At 71.6% G+C, this 15412-nt stretch carries 15 protein-coding genes; 5 read left to right on the top strand and 10 right to left on the bottom strand.

Going from position 1 to position 15412, the window contains the following annotated elements; all coding sequences use genetic code 11:
* Positions 1-88: 88 nt before the first annotated feature.
* Positions 89-988, bottom strand: a complete 900-nt coding sequence (locus ACIGCK_RS08855) for a glycosyltransferase family 2 protein (protein ID WP_396665443.1) — start codon at positions 986-988, stop codon at positions 89-91.
* Positions 989-1009: 21 nt separating this feature from the next.
* Positions 1010-2089: a glycosyltransferase gene (locus ACIGCK_RS08850; RefSeq protein ID WP_396665441.1), complete on the bottom strand. Its 1080-nt coding sequence runs from the start codon at positions 2087-2089 to the stop codon at positions 1010-1012.
* A 268-nt stretch (positions 2090-2357) separates the two neighbouring features.
* Between ACIGCK_RS08850 and ACIGCK_RS08845 the strand changes: the two genes are divergently transcribed.
* From ACIGCK_RS08845 to ACIGCK_RS08835, 3 genes are all read left to right on the top strand, one after another.
* Positions 2358-2873 carry a hypothetical protein gene (locus ACIGCK_RS08845; RefSeq protein WP_396665439.1) on the top strand — a complete coding sequence of 172 codons (516 nt, stop codon included), beginning with the start codon at positions 2358-2360 and terminating at the stop codon, positions 2871-2873.
* 16 nt (positions 2874-2889) lie between these two features.
* On the top strand, positions 2890-4689 hold the full coding sequence (locus ACIGCK_RS08840; RefSeq protein ID WP_396665437.1) for a DUF4012 domain-containing protein: 1800 nt from the start codon (positions 2890-2892) through the stop codon (positions 4687-4689).
* A gap of 110 nt (positions 4690-4799) precedes the next feature.
* Positions 4800-5363 carry a hypothetical protein gene (locus ACIGCK_RS08835; protein WP_396665436.1) on the top strand — a complete coding sequence of 188 codons (564 nt, stop codon included), beginning with the start codon at positions 4800-4802 and terminating at the stop codon, positions 5361-5363.
* Positions 5364-5459: 96 nt separating this feature from the next.
* Here the strand turns inward: ACIGCK_RS08835 and ACIGCK_RS08830 are convergent, their stop codons facing one another.
* The 5 genes from ACIGCK_RS08830 to ACIGCK_RS08810 all read right to left on the bottom strand — a co-directional run bounded on the left by ACIGCK_RS08830 (position 5460) and on the right by ACIGCK_RS08810 (position 10129).
* Positions 5460-6890: an LCP family protein gene (locus ACIGCK_RS08830; protein ID WP_396665434.1), complete on the bottom strand. Its 1431-nt coding sequence runs from the start codon at positions 6888-6890 to the stop codon at positions 5460-5462.
* The gene (purE, locus tag ACIGCK_RS08825) at positions 6887-7402 is read right to left on the bottom strand and encodes a 5-(carboxyamino)imidazole ribonucleotide mutase (protein WP_396665432.1); all 516 of its coding nucleotides are present in this window, start codon (positions 7400-7402) and stop codon (positions 6887-6889) included. The genes ACIGCK_RS08830 and purE overlap by 4 nt, the downstream gene beginning before the upstream one ends.
* Positions 7403-7473: 71 nt before the next feature.
* Positions 7474-8607, bottom strand: a complete 1134-nt coding sequence (locus ACIGCK_RS08820) for a 5-(carboxyamino)imidazole ribonucleotide synthase (RefSeq protein WP_396665430.1) — start codon at positions 8605-8607, stop codon at positions 7474-7476.
* Between the two features lie 55 nt (positions 8608-8662).
* Positions 8663-9238 (bottom strand): PH domain-containing protein, encoded by a 576-nt coding sequence (locus tag ACIGCK_RS08815; protein ID WP_396665428.1) that lies wholly within the window; start codon positions 9236-9238, stop codon positions 8663-8665.
* A 102-nt stretch (positions 9239-9340) separates the two neighbouring features.
* A complete protein-coding gene (locus tag ACIGCK_RS08810) occupies positions 9341-10129 on the bottom strand; it encodes a biotin--[acetyl-CoA-carboxylase] ligase (protein ID WP_396665426.1) in 789 nt (262 codons plus the stop codon).
* Positions 10130-10318: 189 nt separating this feature from the next.
* On the opposite strand from ACIGCK_RS08810, the gene ACIGCK_RS08805 reads away from it, so the two are divergent.
* Both ACIGCK_RS08805 and ACIGCK_RS08800 read left to right on the top strand, forming a co-directional pair.
* Positions 10319-11905: an acyl-CoA carboxylase subunit beta gene (locus ACIGCK_RS08805; RefSeq protein ID WP_396665424.1), complete on the top strand. Its 1587-nt coding sequence runs from the start codon at positions 10319-10321 to the stop codon at positions 11903-11905.
* Positions 11902-12138, top strand: a complete 237-nt coding sequence (locus ACIGCK_RS08800; protein WP_396665422.1) for an acyl-CoA carboxylase subunit epsilon — start codon at positions 11902-11904, stop codon at positions 12136-12138. The genes ACIGCK_RS08805 and ACIGCK_RS08800 overlap by 4 nt, the downstream gene beginning before the upstream one ends.
* A gap of 310 nt (positions 12139-12448) precedes the next feature.
* On the opposite strand, the gene ACIGCK_RS08795 is transcribed toward ACIGCK_RS08800, so the two are convergent.
* From ACIGCK_RS08795 to ACIGCK_RS08785, 3 genes are read right to left on the bottom strand one after another with little or no spacing between them, the layout of a single operon-like run.
* Positions 12449-13471 carry a hypothetical protein gene (locus tag ACIGCK_RS08795; RefSeq protein WP_396665420.1) on the bottom strand — a complete coding sequence of 341 codons (1023 nt, stop codon included), beginning with the start codon at positions 13469-13471 and terminating at the stop codon, positions 12449-12451.
* Complete coding sequence (locus ACIGCK_RS08790) at positions 13468-14736, bottom strand: ATP-binding protein (RefSeq protein WP_396665419.1); 1269 nt, start codon at positions 14734-14736, stop codon at positions 13468-13470. Before ACIGCK_RS08790 ends, ACIGCK_RS08795 begins: the two co-directional genes overlap by 4 nt.
* Entirely contained in the window at positions 14726-15388 is a 663-nt protein-coding gene (locus tag ACIGCK_RS08785) for a response regulator (protein WP_396665418.1), read from the bottom strand. The genes ACIGCK_RS08790 and ACIGCK_RS08785 overlap by 11 nt, the downstream gene beginning before the upstream one ends.
* Between the last annotated feature and the right edge of the window lie 24 nt (positions 15389-15412).

Below are 15412 nucleotides of genomic sequence, written 5' to 3'. Positions count from 1 at the left end.
GGACCCGCGCGGACGGGGAAGGGCAGGTCGGCGCATGGGTCCATTGTTACTGAAGTGCACCCGATTTGCCGCATGTTATTTCGCGGCGTCAGCGATGGCGTCGCGCGAGGCGGCGGATCCTTCGCCAGATCGGATGCGATTCGTGCACGCCCCTCACGATTTCCTCCCCCAAAGCGTCGAACCGCGCCATCAGCCGGTGCTCCGCATCCCGGTGGAGTCGGGCGATATACAGCGGCAGGCCGGGACCGTTGGCCCCGACCCAGCGCCGCAGTTCGCGATCCCGAACCTCCAGGTCGTCGCGATCGTGTTCGGAGGCGAGCTCGAACATGCTGTTGCCGGCCGCCCCCTTCGCGTCAGGTCGCTGGGTCCAATAGGCCAGCGGAGTTCCGCCGAGGAACGCGATCGGGTATCGGGCCGCCACCCTGAGGTAGAACTCCCAGTCCTCCACGGCGTCGAGCGTCTCGTCGTAGAAGCCGACATCGTCGTGCAGGCTGCGGCGGTACAGGAAGGAGATCGGCACCGCCCTGTTGACCTCGAGGAGGCTCGTGAAGGTGACTCCCGTCATTCCCTCCCAGAAGGGAGCACGGCCGGTCTCCGTCCAGCCATCGCCGTCCTGCCGCTCGTACACGATCTCCGTCGCGACCATCACTCCCGCGTCCTCGGGAGACGCGTCGAGCACGGCCGCCGTCTTGGCCAGGAAGTCCGGATGCCAGAGATCGTCGTCGTCGTGGAGAACGACGTACTCGCCGGCAGCCGCCCGTATCCCGGCGTTCGCGGCGGCGCACCGTCCGCCCCGGCCGGGTGGCTCGATCACCGCCGCACTGACTCCCGAGTCCGAGAGAGCGACATCGACCATGGAACAGTCGCCGTCGTTGACGACGATGATCTCGAGATCGTCGAGTCGCTGCCGCGCGATATCCGCGAGCGCACGGCGGAGAAAATACGGTCGATCTTTGGTTCTGACGACGACCGACACCTTCGGGGGCATAAGAGAGAGCCTAGGGCGCACTCACAGTTCGGCGTGGAGCTGCCACACCCGATCGGCGGAATCCCGCCACGAGAACGCCCGCGCTCGGTCCCCCGACAGCACCCGCGAGCGCCGCGCCGAGGCCTCGTCCTCCCTCACCGACGCGATCGCATCGACCACCGCTGCGGAGTCGTCGGCGTCGACGACGACGCCCGCGTCGGCGAGCACCTCGATGTTCTGCGGTGACCGCGCCGCGACGATGGGAACACCGGCCCGGAGAGCGTCGAGCATCCGCCACGGATACGCGTAGCCCGCCGCGGGGTCGACGAAGACGGATGCCGCGGCGAGCGCCTCGGCCCGCGGGCCCTCGTCCGCCGGGGCGATCTCCCGGAACCGGTGCTCCGGAAGGCCGGCCGCGGAGGCGAGCTCGCGAACGGCCGCATCGTCGCCGCGCACGAGCGCGACGACCTCCGCGTCGACCACTTCAGAGAGCGCGGCGAACATGCGCGAGAGCTCCTCGGCCGACGCCCGCTCGGCGTCCAGGAGGATCGCGCGACCGTCCCCTACCCCGTGCGCCGGCTCAGCCGCCACCGCCCCCGTCGGCGCGCCGGCGATCACGCGCACGCGGTCGCCCAGCTTCGTCCGCTCCCCCAGAACCGCGGCCATCGCATGCGTGGGAACCACGACGGCGTCGGCGTGGCGCTGCGCGCGCTTGATCATCGTCTTCTGCCACGCGAGCGCCTGCTTCGACAGCCGCTGCGGGGCGGTCAGCGCGTCGAGGTCCCACAGGGTCACGACGGTCTGGTCGTTATCGTGCACCCGATCGTGGCGCACGAGGGGCGCGAGCAGGGAGGACGAGTGGATCATCCCCCCACCGATTCCGGGGATCATCCCGAGCGCGCACGCGGCCACGAACTGCGCGCGCTTGAGCGGGAGGCGGTGCACGCGGGCGATCCCCGGCACGGATGCCGCGGCCTCCGCGCCGTCGGCCGACACGATCGCCTCGACCTCGCAGCCGCGCGGCGCGGCCACCACGAGCTCCCGCGCGAGAGCGAGGCTCGCGGCATCCGGATCGGAGGGAGGTACGGCGTGATCGAGCACGACGCGCAGAGTCGCGGTCATGATTCCAGGCTAGTCGGCCGCACCTCTGCGACCGAGGGCGGCACGGCGCGAGCGCCGCGGGGCTCAGCCGCCTCACAGCTTCACGCGCGGGGCATGACACGAACGGCGGATCGTGCCCTAGACTGCACGAGTCAGCTGGGGTAGTTGACACAATTGGGGAAGTCGGTCCGTACGCCTGGGGAGGGCGCGGACCGTTCACGCGGAGCATTGCGACCGGGGGGTCGCCGGCATCCGCGGCTTCGCATGAATCTCTTTGGGGGGAGAAACCATGCTCAAGAGAGCAACTGCCGTGTGCATCGCCGCCGGCATCCTGGCCTTCGCGCCGACCACCGCGCACGCCGAGACCGGTGAGTACGCTCAGCCGTCCGGCGTCACGATCGAATCGCCGGTCATCGAGCCGTGCGAGACGGCGACCGTGGTCTTCGGCGCCCGCTACTGGGGGTCCGGAGAGCCGATCTCCGTCACGGCCCAGGGCGCCCGCGCCGGCGCGGCAACCTTCGATCCCGCCGTGACCGCGGCCGAGGACGGCAGCCTCGTCGCCGCCTTCTCGCCGCCGAGCGACGGCGTCGGGGTCTACCAGCTCACCTTCGCGGGCGCGTCGGGCAACTACACCGCGACGGTGTCGGTGACCGACCCGGTTCTGTGCGAGGTCGACCCCGGCGTCGCCCTGGCAAGCACCGGCGGAGGTGTCGAGTCGTGGCTCATCGCCGGCGGGGCGGGTCTCGTCGCGATCGGCTCCGGCGCCGTCATCGTGGCGTCGCGGCGTCGTGCGGCCGGCTCCTGACCGGTCGCGCGCGGCGATGGTGACGCACCGACGATCGACGGCGACGACCGACGCCCGGAGCACGCGAAGGTCTCGTCGTGCGCTCTGGATCACGCTCGCGGTGGTCGTGGTCGTGGTCCTGCTCCTCGCCGCGGCGGCGTGGCTGGCATTCCGCGCCCTCGCGGCGCGGGATGCGCTGGCCGCGACCGCCGATGAGGCCGCCCTGCTCCAGCAGAGCGTCCTCGCGGGCGAGCATGACGACCTCGATGCCCGTGCGCGGTCCATCTCCGCCCACGCCTCGGACGCGGCCCGCGCAACCGGCGACCCCGTGTGGCGCGCGGCCGAGATCCTGCCGTGGGTCGGGGCGAACCTGCGGGCGGTGAGGGACATCAGCGAGATCGCCGACGAGCTCGCCCGAGACGGAGTCCCCGCGCTGCTCGACGCGGCGGATGCCGTGGATCTGGACTCGCTCGGGGTGACCGGCAACACCGTCGACCTCGCTCCGCTCGACGCGGCGCGACCCGCGCTGGAGTCGGCGGACGGGGTGTTCTCCGCCGCCGCGGAGCGTGCGGCAGCCATCGACACCGGTTGGACGCTCCCGATCATCACCGACGCGGTCGACGAGGTGCGACAGACCCTCGAACCGGCGGCGTCCACCGTCGACGGCCTCGCACGCGCCGCCTCGCTCCTGCCGAGCATGCTCGGCGCCGACGGTCCGCGCGACTACCTCCTGCTCATGCAGAACAACGCCGAGGTGCGCTCCTCCGGCGGCATCCCCGGCGCGTTCGCGGTCCTGCACGCCGAGGACGGCGCGATCAGCCTCACCGGCCAGGCGTCCACCGCCGATTTCCGCAAGTTCGACGAGCCGATCGCCGAGCTGGATGCCGCGACCGTCGCGCTCTTCGACGACCAGCCCGGCCAGTACGTGCAGCACGCGCTGCAGATACCGGACTTCCCGAAGGCCGCGGCGCTGGCCGCGGAGTTCTGGGCCCAGACGATGGGAAGCCGGGTCGACGGCGTGGTCGCGGTCGACACCGTGACGATCGCCGACCTGCTTCGCGCCACGGGCCCGGTGTCCGCGGGGGAGTACGAGCTCACGCCGGACGACGCCGTAGACATCCTGCTCTCGCGGGTGTACGCCGATGAGCCCTCCCCCATCCAGCTGGATGCCTTCTTCGCCGGAGCGTCGAGCGCGGTGTTCGAGGCCGTCACCGACGGGCGCGCGAGCCCTGCCGCTCTCGTCGAAGCGCTCGCCGCCGCCGGCGACGACGGCCGGATCCGGATGTGGAGCGCCGATCCGTCGGAGCAGGAGCGCCTCGCCGAGACGACCCTGGCCGGCGCGCTGCCGCTCGACGGCGCGGAGGAGGTCTTCGCAGGAGTGTTCTTCAACGACAGCACGGGCGGCAAGATGAACTACTACACCGCCGCCGACATCACCGGGACGTTCGCGTCGTGCGGCGACGAGAGCCGCGTGAGCGTCGACGTCGTCTGGGCCAACACGCTCGATCCCGCGCGGGCGGAGTCGCTTCCGCACTATGTCACGGGCAACGGCTCGTCGAAGGTCGACCCGGGGCAGGTGCGCACCCGCATCGCGGTCTACGGCCCGCAGGGCTGGACCGCGAGCGGCTCCACGCTCGACGGCGCCGCCGCGCCCGGACAGGCCACCATCGACCAGGACCGACCCGTCATCCAGTACGAGATGACCCTGTCGCCGGGCGAGTCGACGACCGTGTCCGTCGACTTCGCGGGCGCCGCGGACGAGGCGCAGCTGGGCCTCGTCTCGACGCCGCTGCTCCGCGATCCGAACGTGCGGGTGACCACGACGGGATGCGAATGATCGTGCCCCTCGCGGTGGCGCCGGGCCGGCCCTATAGTGAGAACGTTGCTTGGGGCAACATCGCCGTCGTGGGGACGGCGAACACACCGTGATTTTCTGGGGGAGATCGCATGCTTAAGAAGTCTGTCCTTGCCGTCCTTGCCGCATCCGCTCTCCTTCTCGGAGGAGCGAGCGCCGCGAACGCACAGCCCGATCTGGGCGACTATCCCGACGATGTCAGCGTCACGGTCTTCCCGACGGTGATCCGCCCGCTCGAGACGTCGACCATCACCTTCTCCGAGGATTACTTCGAGCCCGGAGAGATCGTCGACATCGACGTGACCGGCGAGAGCGGGGCCGAGGCCGGGCTGGCCGCCATCGCTCCGGCGGCGCGCTCCACGCTGACGACCTCCAAGGCCGCCAGCTCGGACGGCAGCCTCGTCGCCGTGTTCACGGCACCCGCCGACGGCGACGGAACCTACGACGTCTCCTTCAGCGGCAGCCGCGACTACACCGCGGTGATCACCGTCGTCCCGTTCGGCGTCGCCCTTCCGAGCGACGTCAGCGTCGGCGACTCGTCGCTGGCCAACACCGGCGGCGGTGTCTCACCCGTCGCGATCTGGGTGGGCCTCGGAGCGCTCGGCCTCGGCGTCGTCGCCCTCGTCGCGAGCATCCTTCGCCGCCGCCGCGCCTGACTCACGCGCCACAGCGGCGCGAATGCCCGCCCGGAGCACTCCCGGGCGGGCATTCGCGTATTCGGCGACGGGTACGGGCGGCGGCCCGCGGACCGCTCACTCGCTGGGCGAGGGCGACGGCGGGTGCAGCGCCTGCTGCACGAGCTCGCGGATGTATGCGAAGTCCGGCTCCTCGGGATCGACGCCGCCCTCCGGCGTGAGCTCGATCGACGTCATCGGCAGATCCTTCGTCTTCATCGCGAGCTCGACGAAGTACGGCAGCATCGTCTCGGGGATGTCGGTCTCGACGATGTCCTCTCCCGCCGCCGCGATCCCCTGGAAACGCTGCAGCACGTTGGCCGGGGTGAACTGGCGCAGGATCGCCTCCTGCAGCTGACGCTGCCGCTTCATGCGGTCCCAGTCGCTCGTGGTGTAGCGGGACCGCGCGTACCACTGGGCGGTGTCGCCGTCCATCACCTGGGTGCCGGGCTCGATCCACCCGATCGCCCAGTCGTCCGCCGGCTGGCCGGGGTATGAGGGGCCGCCGCCCTCCGGCAGGCGCTGGTCGACCGTGATCTCCACACCGCCCAGGGCGTCGATGAGCGAGGCGAAGCCGTTCATGTCGATGAACACGTAATAGGGGATCTCGATGCCGAGCGTTCCGGCCGCGGCATCCTTCACCGCCTCGATCGCCGGAGTGGAGTTGACCGCCGCGGCGCCGGGATAGAGCGTCGCGCCGTCGCGCAGGACGCCGACCTCGGTGAAGATCTCGTTCACCGCGCAGTGGGCGGTGCCGCACTCGGGCCCGCCGTAGCCGTCGGGGAACAGGTCTTGCATGGGCCCCTCGGAGAACGGCACGCTGACCATGTCGCGGGGTATGCCCGTGATGGTCGCGGCGCCCGACTCGGCGTTGATGGAGACCACGGAGATGCTGTCGGGACGCATCGAGTCCCGGCCCTCGCCGCTGTCGGCGCCGAGGAGCAGGATGTTGTAGTAGCCATCGGAGGGCGGCACGGCGGCGCCGCCGGAACCGAAGATCGAGCCGATCGTGCCACGCGCGGTGCCGACGGCGGTGGCGGCGTACACCGCGCCGCCCGAGACCACCAGCAGCGCGGCGAGGGCTGCGGCGGGGATCGCCACGCGCGCCCCCGGACGCAGCTTGACCAGCCGCACCAGGCGCAGGGTGTCGAACGTGAGCACGATCCAGAGGATCGCGTAGAAGACGAGGATCGCCTGGACGGTCAGCAGGGCGAACCAGTTGGTCGTGACGACGTAGATGGCGAACGGCCACAGCAGGAAGACGACGGCGCCCACGACGGCGAGCGCCCACAGCGCGAGGGTCGCCCCGAGACCGAACCGGCCGAGCCGGCGGCTTCCGGCGAGCACCTGCGCGGACCCCGGGATGAAGAGGTTGCAGGCGACGAGCCACCAGGCGCGGCGGCGCATCGCGTCACGATCGCCGCTCTGCGGGTACCGGAGGGGCTTCTCGTTGACGGCCGGCGGCACGATCCGCGCGGCCGCGGGGCGTGCGGCCGCGGCGACGCTCACAGGCTCTCCTTGAGGCGGCGGTTCTTCTCCCCCACCTGCTCCTCCAGCTGACGGGCGTAGGCCTCGACACGGTCGGCGACGGCGGCGTCGGATGCCCCGAGGATGCGCGCGGCGAGCAGACCGGCGTTCTTCGCGCCGCCGATCGACACGGTGGCTACGGGGATGCCGGCCGGCATCTGGACGATGCTCAGCAGCGAGTCCATGCCGTCGAGGGTGGCGAGGGGCACGGGGACGCCGATGACGGGCAGCGCGGTCAGGGACGCGAGCATGCCCGGCAGATGCGCGGCGCCGCCGGCCCCGGCGATGATGACCTTGAGGCCGCGAGCGCGCGCCTCGCGCCCGTACGCCATGAGCTTCTCGGGTGTGCGGTGCGCCGAGACGACCTCGACCTCGTGGGGGATGAGGAAGTCGGTGAGCGCCTGCGATGCATCGCTCATCACACGCCAGTCGGAGTCGGAGCCCATGACGACGCCGACCTCGGGCGCCTCGGAAGAATGCAGCGGCCGGGTCACCCGTCCAGGCTAGGGCTTCCGGCTGCGAGAACGCCGTTGCGGCGCGCGTCCGAGAGTCAACCCGATGGGGGTCAGTCGAACTGCGCGGCCACCGCTCGCGCGTCGTAGCAGACCTCGTCGAGGTCGGAGCCGACGGCGGTGACGTGCCCGACCTTGCGTCCGGGTCGCGGATCCTTGCCGTAGGTGTGCACCTTCGCGCCCGCGTGCTCCGCCAGGGCTGCCGGGAGACGGTCGGCCATCGTGCCCTCCGTGGGCCCGCCGAGGATGTTGACCATCACGGCCCACGGCTGTCGCGGCGAGGGATCTCCGAGCGGCAGGCCCAGAACGGCACGCAGGTGCTGCTCGAACTGGCCGGTGACCGCGCCGTCCTGTGACCAGTGACCGCTGTTGTGCGGGCGCATGGCGAGCTCGTTGACGAGCAGGCGCTCGTCCTCCGTCTCGAAGAGCTCCACCGCGAGCATGCCCGTCACCCCGAGACCGTGGGCGATCGCCAGGCCGATCTCGCGCGCGACGAGCTCCAGGCGCGCGGCCGTGTGGGGCGCCGGAGCGATCACCTCCGCGCAGACCCCGTCGCGCTGCACGGTCTCCACGACGGCGTACGAGGCCACATCCCCCGCAGGGGTGCGCGCCACCTGCTGCGCGAGCTCCCGCCGGAACGCGACCAACTCCTCCACGAGCAGTGCGTCGCCCGCCCCGGCTTCGGCGAGCGCGCGGATCCAGTCCTCCGCCTCCTCGGCGGAGCGGACGACGCGCACCCCCTTACCGTCATAGCCGCCGCGCGGGGTCTTCACGACCGCCCGGCCGTCGTGCGCGTCGAGGAAGGCCTGCAGGCCGGCCGCGTCGGTCACCGCGGCCCAGTCGGGCTGCGGCATCCCGAGCTCGGCGAGCCGGGCGCGCATCAGCAGCTTGTCCTGGGCGAACTGGAGGGCATCGGGGCCCGGATGCACCGCGACCCCCGCATCGACCAGCGCGCGCAGCACCGGCTGCGGCACGTGCTCGTGGTCGAAGGTGATGACATCCACGTCGCGCGCGAACGCGCGCACCGTGTCGATGTCGCGGTAGTCGCCCACCGCGGTCGCCGCCAGCGCCGCGGACATGCCGGGCTGCTCGGCGAGAACCCGCAGGTCGAGCCCGAGCTCGACCGCGGGTGCGATCATCATGCGGGCCAGCTGCCCACCGCCGACGACACCGATGCGCACAGACATCCGACTCCCTTCGCCGCCTCCATCATGGCATCCGCGGCCGCGCGACACCGCGGCGTCAGAGCAGCGGGTCGGGAGGCCGCGGCGGGATGACGGCATCGGCGCCCGGCTGCGCGTCGCGGTGGGCGAGGATCTGGCTGACCTCCACCTGGTCGGCGAGGGTCTCGTGCAGCAGGGCGGCGTCGGGCACGTCCACGAGCCGCAGCGGCTGGTCGATGCCGTTGCTGAGAACCACCGTCCCGGCGCCGAACAGGCGCTGGATCGGACCCCGTCGCACCGAGATCGTGTAGCCCCGCGCGTGGGCGAACTCCCGCGTCCGTCGAGCGAGCAGCCCCGAACGGACGATGACGCGACGCGTCGTGATCACGTAGCTGCGACTGAGCCAGACGAGCCACGGCAGCACGACGAGCAGCAGCACCACGATGCCGGCGACGGCCAGCAGCATCCAGTCCTCGAGGGGGGCGGGCAGGTTGTCGTAGAACCATCCCGTCGCCCCCGCCACAGCGATGAGCACGAGCGCCGACCACGTGAGCCTGCGGGCCGAGCCGTGCACCTTGACGACCAGCCGCTCCGGCGCGGCGACACCCGGCGGAGGCGTCGCCAGGCGGTTGCCGAGCGTCGTGGGCTGTGTCATGCGCCCATTCTGCCCGTGGGCAGCGGGGAGCGGCTCATCCCACGCGGGGCGTGTGACCGTGGATGACGGGGCATGGCGCGTTCCGGGCCGGCATCGGATCGCTCAGCGCACGTGGACGACGTCTCCCGCGACGAGCGAGGTCGTGCCCACGGCGGTCCGTACGAGCAGGCCGCCGTCGGCGCCGATGCCGACGGCTTCGCCGATCAGCTCGCGGGCTTCCGGGAGGATCACGCGCACGGCGCGTCCGACCGTGTCGCAGAGGGACTCGATCTCGGCGTGGATGCCGGCGACGACCGCGTCGCCGGCGGCTCGCGCGAGCGCGTCGATGTGCTCCCGCAGGGCATCGACGTAATCGGCCAGCAGCGCATCGGCATCGGCCGTGACCCCGAGCGCGGCGAACGAGGTCGCCGTCTCGACGGGGAGCTCCTCGACCGGCATTCGCGTGTTGATCCCGGCTCCCACGACGATGCGGTGCGTGCCGCCGACCCCCTCGGCGAGGATGCCGCTGATCTTGCGTCCGTCGACGAGAACGTCGTTAGGCCACTTCAGGCGAGCCGTGTGCACGCCCGCCAGCTGCGGCGCGATGGCGCGGGTCAGGGCCGCACCCGCCGCGAGCGGGATCCACCCGCGCGCGCTCGGCGGGACGCCCGATGCGTCGATGACGATGGATGCCGCGAGGGCCGTCCCGGGCGGCGCCGTCCAGACACGACCGAGCCTGCCCCGGCCGGCGGACTGGTCGTCCGTGACGAGCATCGACAGGTGGGGCCACTCCCCCGGGTCCGCGGATGCCGCGGCCACGAGGTCCGCGTTGGTCGACCCCGTGCGCGGTGTGCACTCGAGGCGGGGCACGAGCGCGGCCGTGCGCGGGAGATCTGCGGCGGTCAGCGGCATCCGCCCACCCTACCCGCGCGAGGCCGTTTCATCCGGAGGAGGACCGCACCCCGGGGAAGGTCCTCCGGGCGCAGACACCTCACCACGCTGAGGGTCACGGCGCCTGAGCAGATGCACAGCACATCACGCCTGTCGTTGTCGCTCTCCTCCAAGCGATCGGGCGCGGCACCCCCGGATAGAGTGAAGTCCGTGACTGAGCAGCCCGACCTGACCACCGCAGGGAAGATCGCCGATCTGCGCGCCCGCTACGACGAAGCGGTCGTCGCCGCCGAGCAGAAGGCGCGCGAGAAGCAGCACGCGAAGGACAAGCTGACGGCCCGCGAGCGCATCGAGCTGCTGGTCGACAAGGGCAGCTTCGTCGAGTTCGACGAATACGTGCGGCATCGCACGACCGCGTTCGGGATGGACAAGGCGCGCCCGTACGGCGACTCCGTCGTCACGGGCACCGGCACGATCCACGGCCGCACCGTCGCCGTCTACGCGCAGGACTTCTCCACCTTCGGCGGCTCGCTCGGCGAGGTCGCCGGCGACAAGATCATCAAGATCATGGAGTTCGCCCTGCGCGGGGGCATGCCCGTCGTCGGAGTCCTCGACTCCGGTGGTGCACGCATCCAGGAGGGCGTGGTCGCGCTCGGCAAGTACGGCGAGATCTTCCGCCTGAACACCGCGGCATCCGGCGTCATCCCCCAGATCTCGATCATCATGGGGCCCGCCGCCGGCGGCGCGGTCTACTCCCCGGCCCTCACCGACTTCGTCGTCATGGTCGACAAGACGAGCCAGATGTTCGTCACCGGCCCCGACGTCATCAAGACCGTCACCGGCGAGGACGTCGGCATGGAGGAGCTGGGCGGCGCCCACACCCACAACACGCGCTCGGGCGTCGCGCACTACCTCGCCGACGACGAGGACGACGCGATCGACTACGTCCGGACGCTCCTGGGCTTCCTGCCCGACAACAACATGGCGGAACTGCCGACCTACGAGTCCGGGTTCGAGTTCGAGACGACGGATGCCGATCGCGCGCTGAACGCCGTGATCCCCGACTCGCCGAACCAGCCCTACGACATCCACCAGGTCATCGAGCGGCTCGTCGACGACGGCGAATTCCTCGAGGTGCAGCCGCTGTTCGCGCCGAACATCGTGATCGGATTCGGCCGCGTCGAGGGTCGCTCGGTCGGAATCATTGCGAACCAGCCGTCGCAGATGGCGGGCACCCTCAACATCGACGCCGGCGAGAAGGCCAGCCGCTTCGTGCGGTTCTGCGATGCGTTCTCGATCCCGATCCTCACCCTCGTCGACGTTCCGGGCTACCTGCCGGGGACCGACCAGGAGTGGACCGGCGTCATCCGTCGCGGCGCCAAGCTCCTGTACGCCTATGCCGAGGCGACCGTTCCGCTCGTCACCGTCATCCTGCGCAAGGCCTACGGCGGCGCCTACATCGTGATGGGCTCGAAGCAGCTGGGCGCCGATGTGAACCTCGCGTGGCCGACGGCGGAGATCGCCGTGATGGGAGGCCAGGGCGCCGTCAACATCCTGTACCGCGGCGAGATCAAGCGCGCCGAGGCCGCCGGCGAGGACGTCGCCGCCGTGCGCACGCGCCTGGCGAACGAATACACGTACAACGTGGCCTCTCCCTTCCTCGCGGCAGAGCGCGGTGAGCTCGACGGGATCATCGAGCCCGCCGCGACCCGGGTCGCGATAGCGAAGGCGTTCCGCGCCCTGCGGAACAAGCGCGCGAGCCTGCCGCCCAAGAAGCACGGGAACATCCCGCTGTGAGCGGCGACGCCGCCCCGGAGGACCGACCCGCACCCTCGATCGAGGTGCGTCGGGGCACCCCCACGGTCGACGAACTCGCCGCCCTCATGGCGGTGGTCTCGGAGGCCTACGCCGACGAGGCCAGCTCTGCGACGGCGCCGGAGGAGACCCGTCCCTCGGCCTGGGCACGCAGCGCGCGGGGCCTGCGGCGCCCCCTGGACCGCGGTGCGGGCTGGGCCGGATTCGCCGGCTGAGACCGGCCGGAACGCCTCCCCGCGTCGTCGGCGGCCGAAACAACGGATGCCGCGACGCACCGCCATGCCGCCTGTCCCCCAAAGTACCTACAGACGGCGCCGGGGGGCCGACGCATACTTGTAGAGCGTGACGCGATCATGCGTAGGGTTGCGACCCCCGACTCTCGGGACAGCGGCCTCGCGGACGGTTTTCGGGTAACCTGTCCGCAACCTGGAGAGGGGCGGGCGGCTTCGCCGCCCCTCTCCTTCTTCATCCGAACGCGTCGCTCCGGTTCGTCCCCCCGCCGGAGCGCCGCTTCGGGGTGTCCGCCTACCGGCCCGGATGCCTGATCTCGCGCCACAGGTCGACCGCGTCGTCACCCGACTCGTCCACGAGGAGTCGGCCGACGACCGTCACCGCGATCTGCGCATCCGGCGAGGTCCTGATGATGATGCGGCTCGAGGTCGAGCCCCGTAGTGTGTCGGCGAGCTCCTGCCTGATCGCACGGAGCGCGTCGTCCGTGACGCCCTCGAGGCCGCCCTCGTCGAACACGCTCACCTGGGCACCGCGGCGCCGGGCCGCGTCGATCTCGGCTCGCACGGCGTCGTCGAGAAGCCGCGGACCGCGCAGTTCGTCGCGCAGTCGAGCCTCGGCGATCGCCGCTTCCCGCCTCTCGTCGTCGGAGAGGACGCCGTGCATCGCGATGACCCGTGTGAGGATTGGTCCGCCCACCGCGAGCGCCCGCTGCACCTGCACGCGCCGCTCCCGCTCGCGTCCCTCCTGCGCCGCCTCCCACGAGGACGTGACGGCCTGGAGCTCGGCGAGCTGGTCGGCGTCCCGTTCCGCCCGATCGATGAGGAAGACCAGGAGGTGCGCGACCCCGATCCACACGATGGAGCCGACGAGCCCCTGCCCGAGGGCATCGAGCGGTCCGAGCCACACCATCGCCCCGACCGAGAGCAGGACCGCGCCGATCCACGCGGACGCGGTGCGCCGCCGCACCATGACGACGACCATGAGAGCCCCGAGCCCGCCGACGTACCACGTGCCGTAGGTCGCCGTGCGAGCGCCCCCGTCGCCGAGGGCCAGCCCGGTGGCCGTGGGAACCACGCCGGCGACCACGAGCGCGAGGATCGCCGCCCACCATGGCATGGGCTCCGCCCGGCGCGGCTCGCCAGGGGGCGTGCGCGGAGTGACCGCGACGCAGACCGCAGTGGTGACGAGATACAGCGAGATGGCCGCGATCAGCAGCCACGGACGATCCGGCATCTCCGGCGTCCAGATGATGCCCCTCGCCGCCTGGTAGGCGGCGAAGGCTATGGCGAGGACGGATAGCACGGCGCGGACGGTCACGACGCCTCCTGCCGCCACGTCAGCGTGACGATGGTCCCGCGCGGCGAGGACTCGATACGGGCGGTGCCGCCCACGGCTGCGACACGGGCGAGGATCGAGGCGCTGATCCCCAGCCGGTCGTCGGGGACCGCGTCGATGTCGAACCCTGCGCCCGTGTCGGAGACGACGATCTCCACTCCCGGCATTTCGGGGGCGAGCGACTCGGGCCGCCGCACGAGCGCGGTGAGCCCCTTCCCTTCGGCGTGCTGAACGGCGTTCGCCGCGGCCTGCGCGCTCGCGCGGACGAAGGCCGCGGCCACCGCACCGGGGATGGACGGCTCGTCGCCGTCGCCCTCCACGCGCACCACGAGCCGCACCCCCATGTCCGCCATGGAGACCTGGATGCCGCGGGCCAGCCCTGCGAAGCTCTGGGTCTGGGCGGCGGCTTCGGCCTCTGGGGAATCCACTTCCGCGAGCCCCTCCAGCGCCTCTCTCGCCATCGACACGGCGAGGGAGCGCGCCCGCGGCCCGTCGGCCCGCTCCGCGGCGATGAGCGCCGCGAGCACGCTGTCGTGCATGAGGGCGGACACCGCGACCCGCTCCTCCTGCGCCGCCTCCGCCGCGGCGGCCTTGGCGTAGCCCTCGACGGTGCGCGCCCGCTCGCGGTCCACGCCGGAGGCCATGCGCCGGAAGATCGTCACGAGCGTGAGCAGGAGCACGCCGAGGATCAGCGAATAAGGCACTTCGAAGAGCAGCGCTATCCAGAAATCGGGGGCGAAGTCGCCCTGCACGATGCGAACCACGCCGTAGAGCAGGGGCGTCGCGATCGTCCAGCCGATCTGCAGCGCCGGCGGAAAGGCGATGACCGCCGCGATCGTCGCGACGTTGATGAGATACCACGGCCACGGTTCGGGGGTGGGGCTGATGGGCACCCCCGCGGTCGCGATCGGCCACACCGCGAGGAGCCCGACGAAGAGGATCGCGAACGCGCCCGCGACGACCCGGGCGGTGCGCTCGAACATGCACGCGACGACCATCACCGCGAGCGACCCGAACGTGATGACCAGCAGGGGGATCTTCCACCCCGGTCGCAGCCCGCCGTCGTTCGAGATCGCGAGGATCAGCGACTGGATGCCGAGGGCCAGGCTCGCGACCGCCACGGCGATCCCGGTGATCCGTTCGATCCGCCGCCGCGTGAAGGTCCCCTGCCATGCCGCCGCGAAGCGGCCCTGGGGGATGTGCCCCCAGGCGCGGTCCGTCGGGGGAGCACCGGCGTCAATCGACACCGGAGCCCTCCTCCGAGGGCTGAACGAGTCCGTCCTCCATCGCCCGGCGCAGCAGATCCACCTTCGTCGGGGCGGGGCGGCCGACCTCGACGTACTTGACCCGCACGCGGGTGATGTTCTCCTTGGCCGTGGAGTAGGCGACCCCCAGCCGGTCGGCGACGACCTTCAGCGGCAGCCCCGCGGCGTACAGGCGGAGCACCTCCCGCTCCCTTGCCGACAGCTGCGCGTCGGCGAACGCACGATCGCCCTCGATGGCGCTCGCCCATTCGACGTTGTCGAGACTCTCGCCGCGCGCGACCGTGCCGATCGCATCCATCACGCCGCCGGTGGGCGAGCTCTTGCTCACGACCCCCGCCGCCCCGGCCATGAGGGCCTCGCGCACGGCCGCCGGCCGGTCGGCCACGGAGTGGATGATGACGCTCGACCCGTCGGAGACCACGCGCGTCACGTTCTGGGTCACGGTGGAACCGTCGCCGAGGCTCAGATCCAGCACGACCACATCGGCGGGAGCCGAGCGCTCGCGATACCGCCACTGCAGGTAGTCGTCCACGGTGGCCCCGGAGAAGACGAGGTCGTGGCCGACGCGCTCCAGCGCGGCCTCCAGTCCCAGGCGCACGGATTCGTGATCATCGATCAGCGCGACCCTCGTCATGCGACCAGACTAACGGGCCGGGCG

It is taken from the genome of Microbacterium sp. NPDC078428, assembly GCF_044542535.1.
Classification (GTDB): domain Bacteria; phylum Actinomycetota; class Actinomycetes; order Actinomycetales; family Microbacteriaceae; genus Microbacterium; species Microbacterium limosum.
Note: the sequence above shows the minus strand (reverse complement) of the source record. Positions and strands in the feature narration are given on the sequence as shown.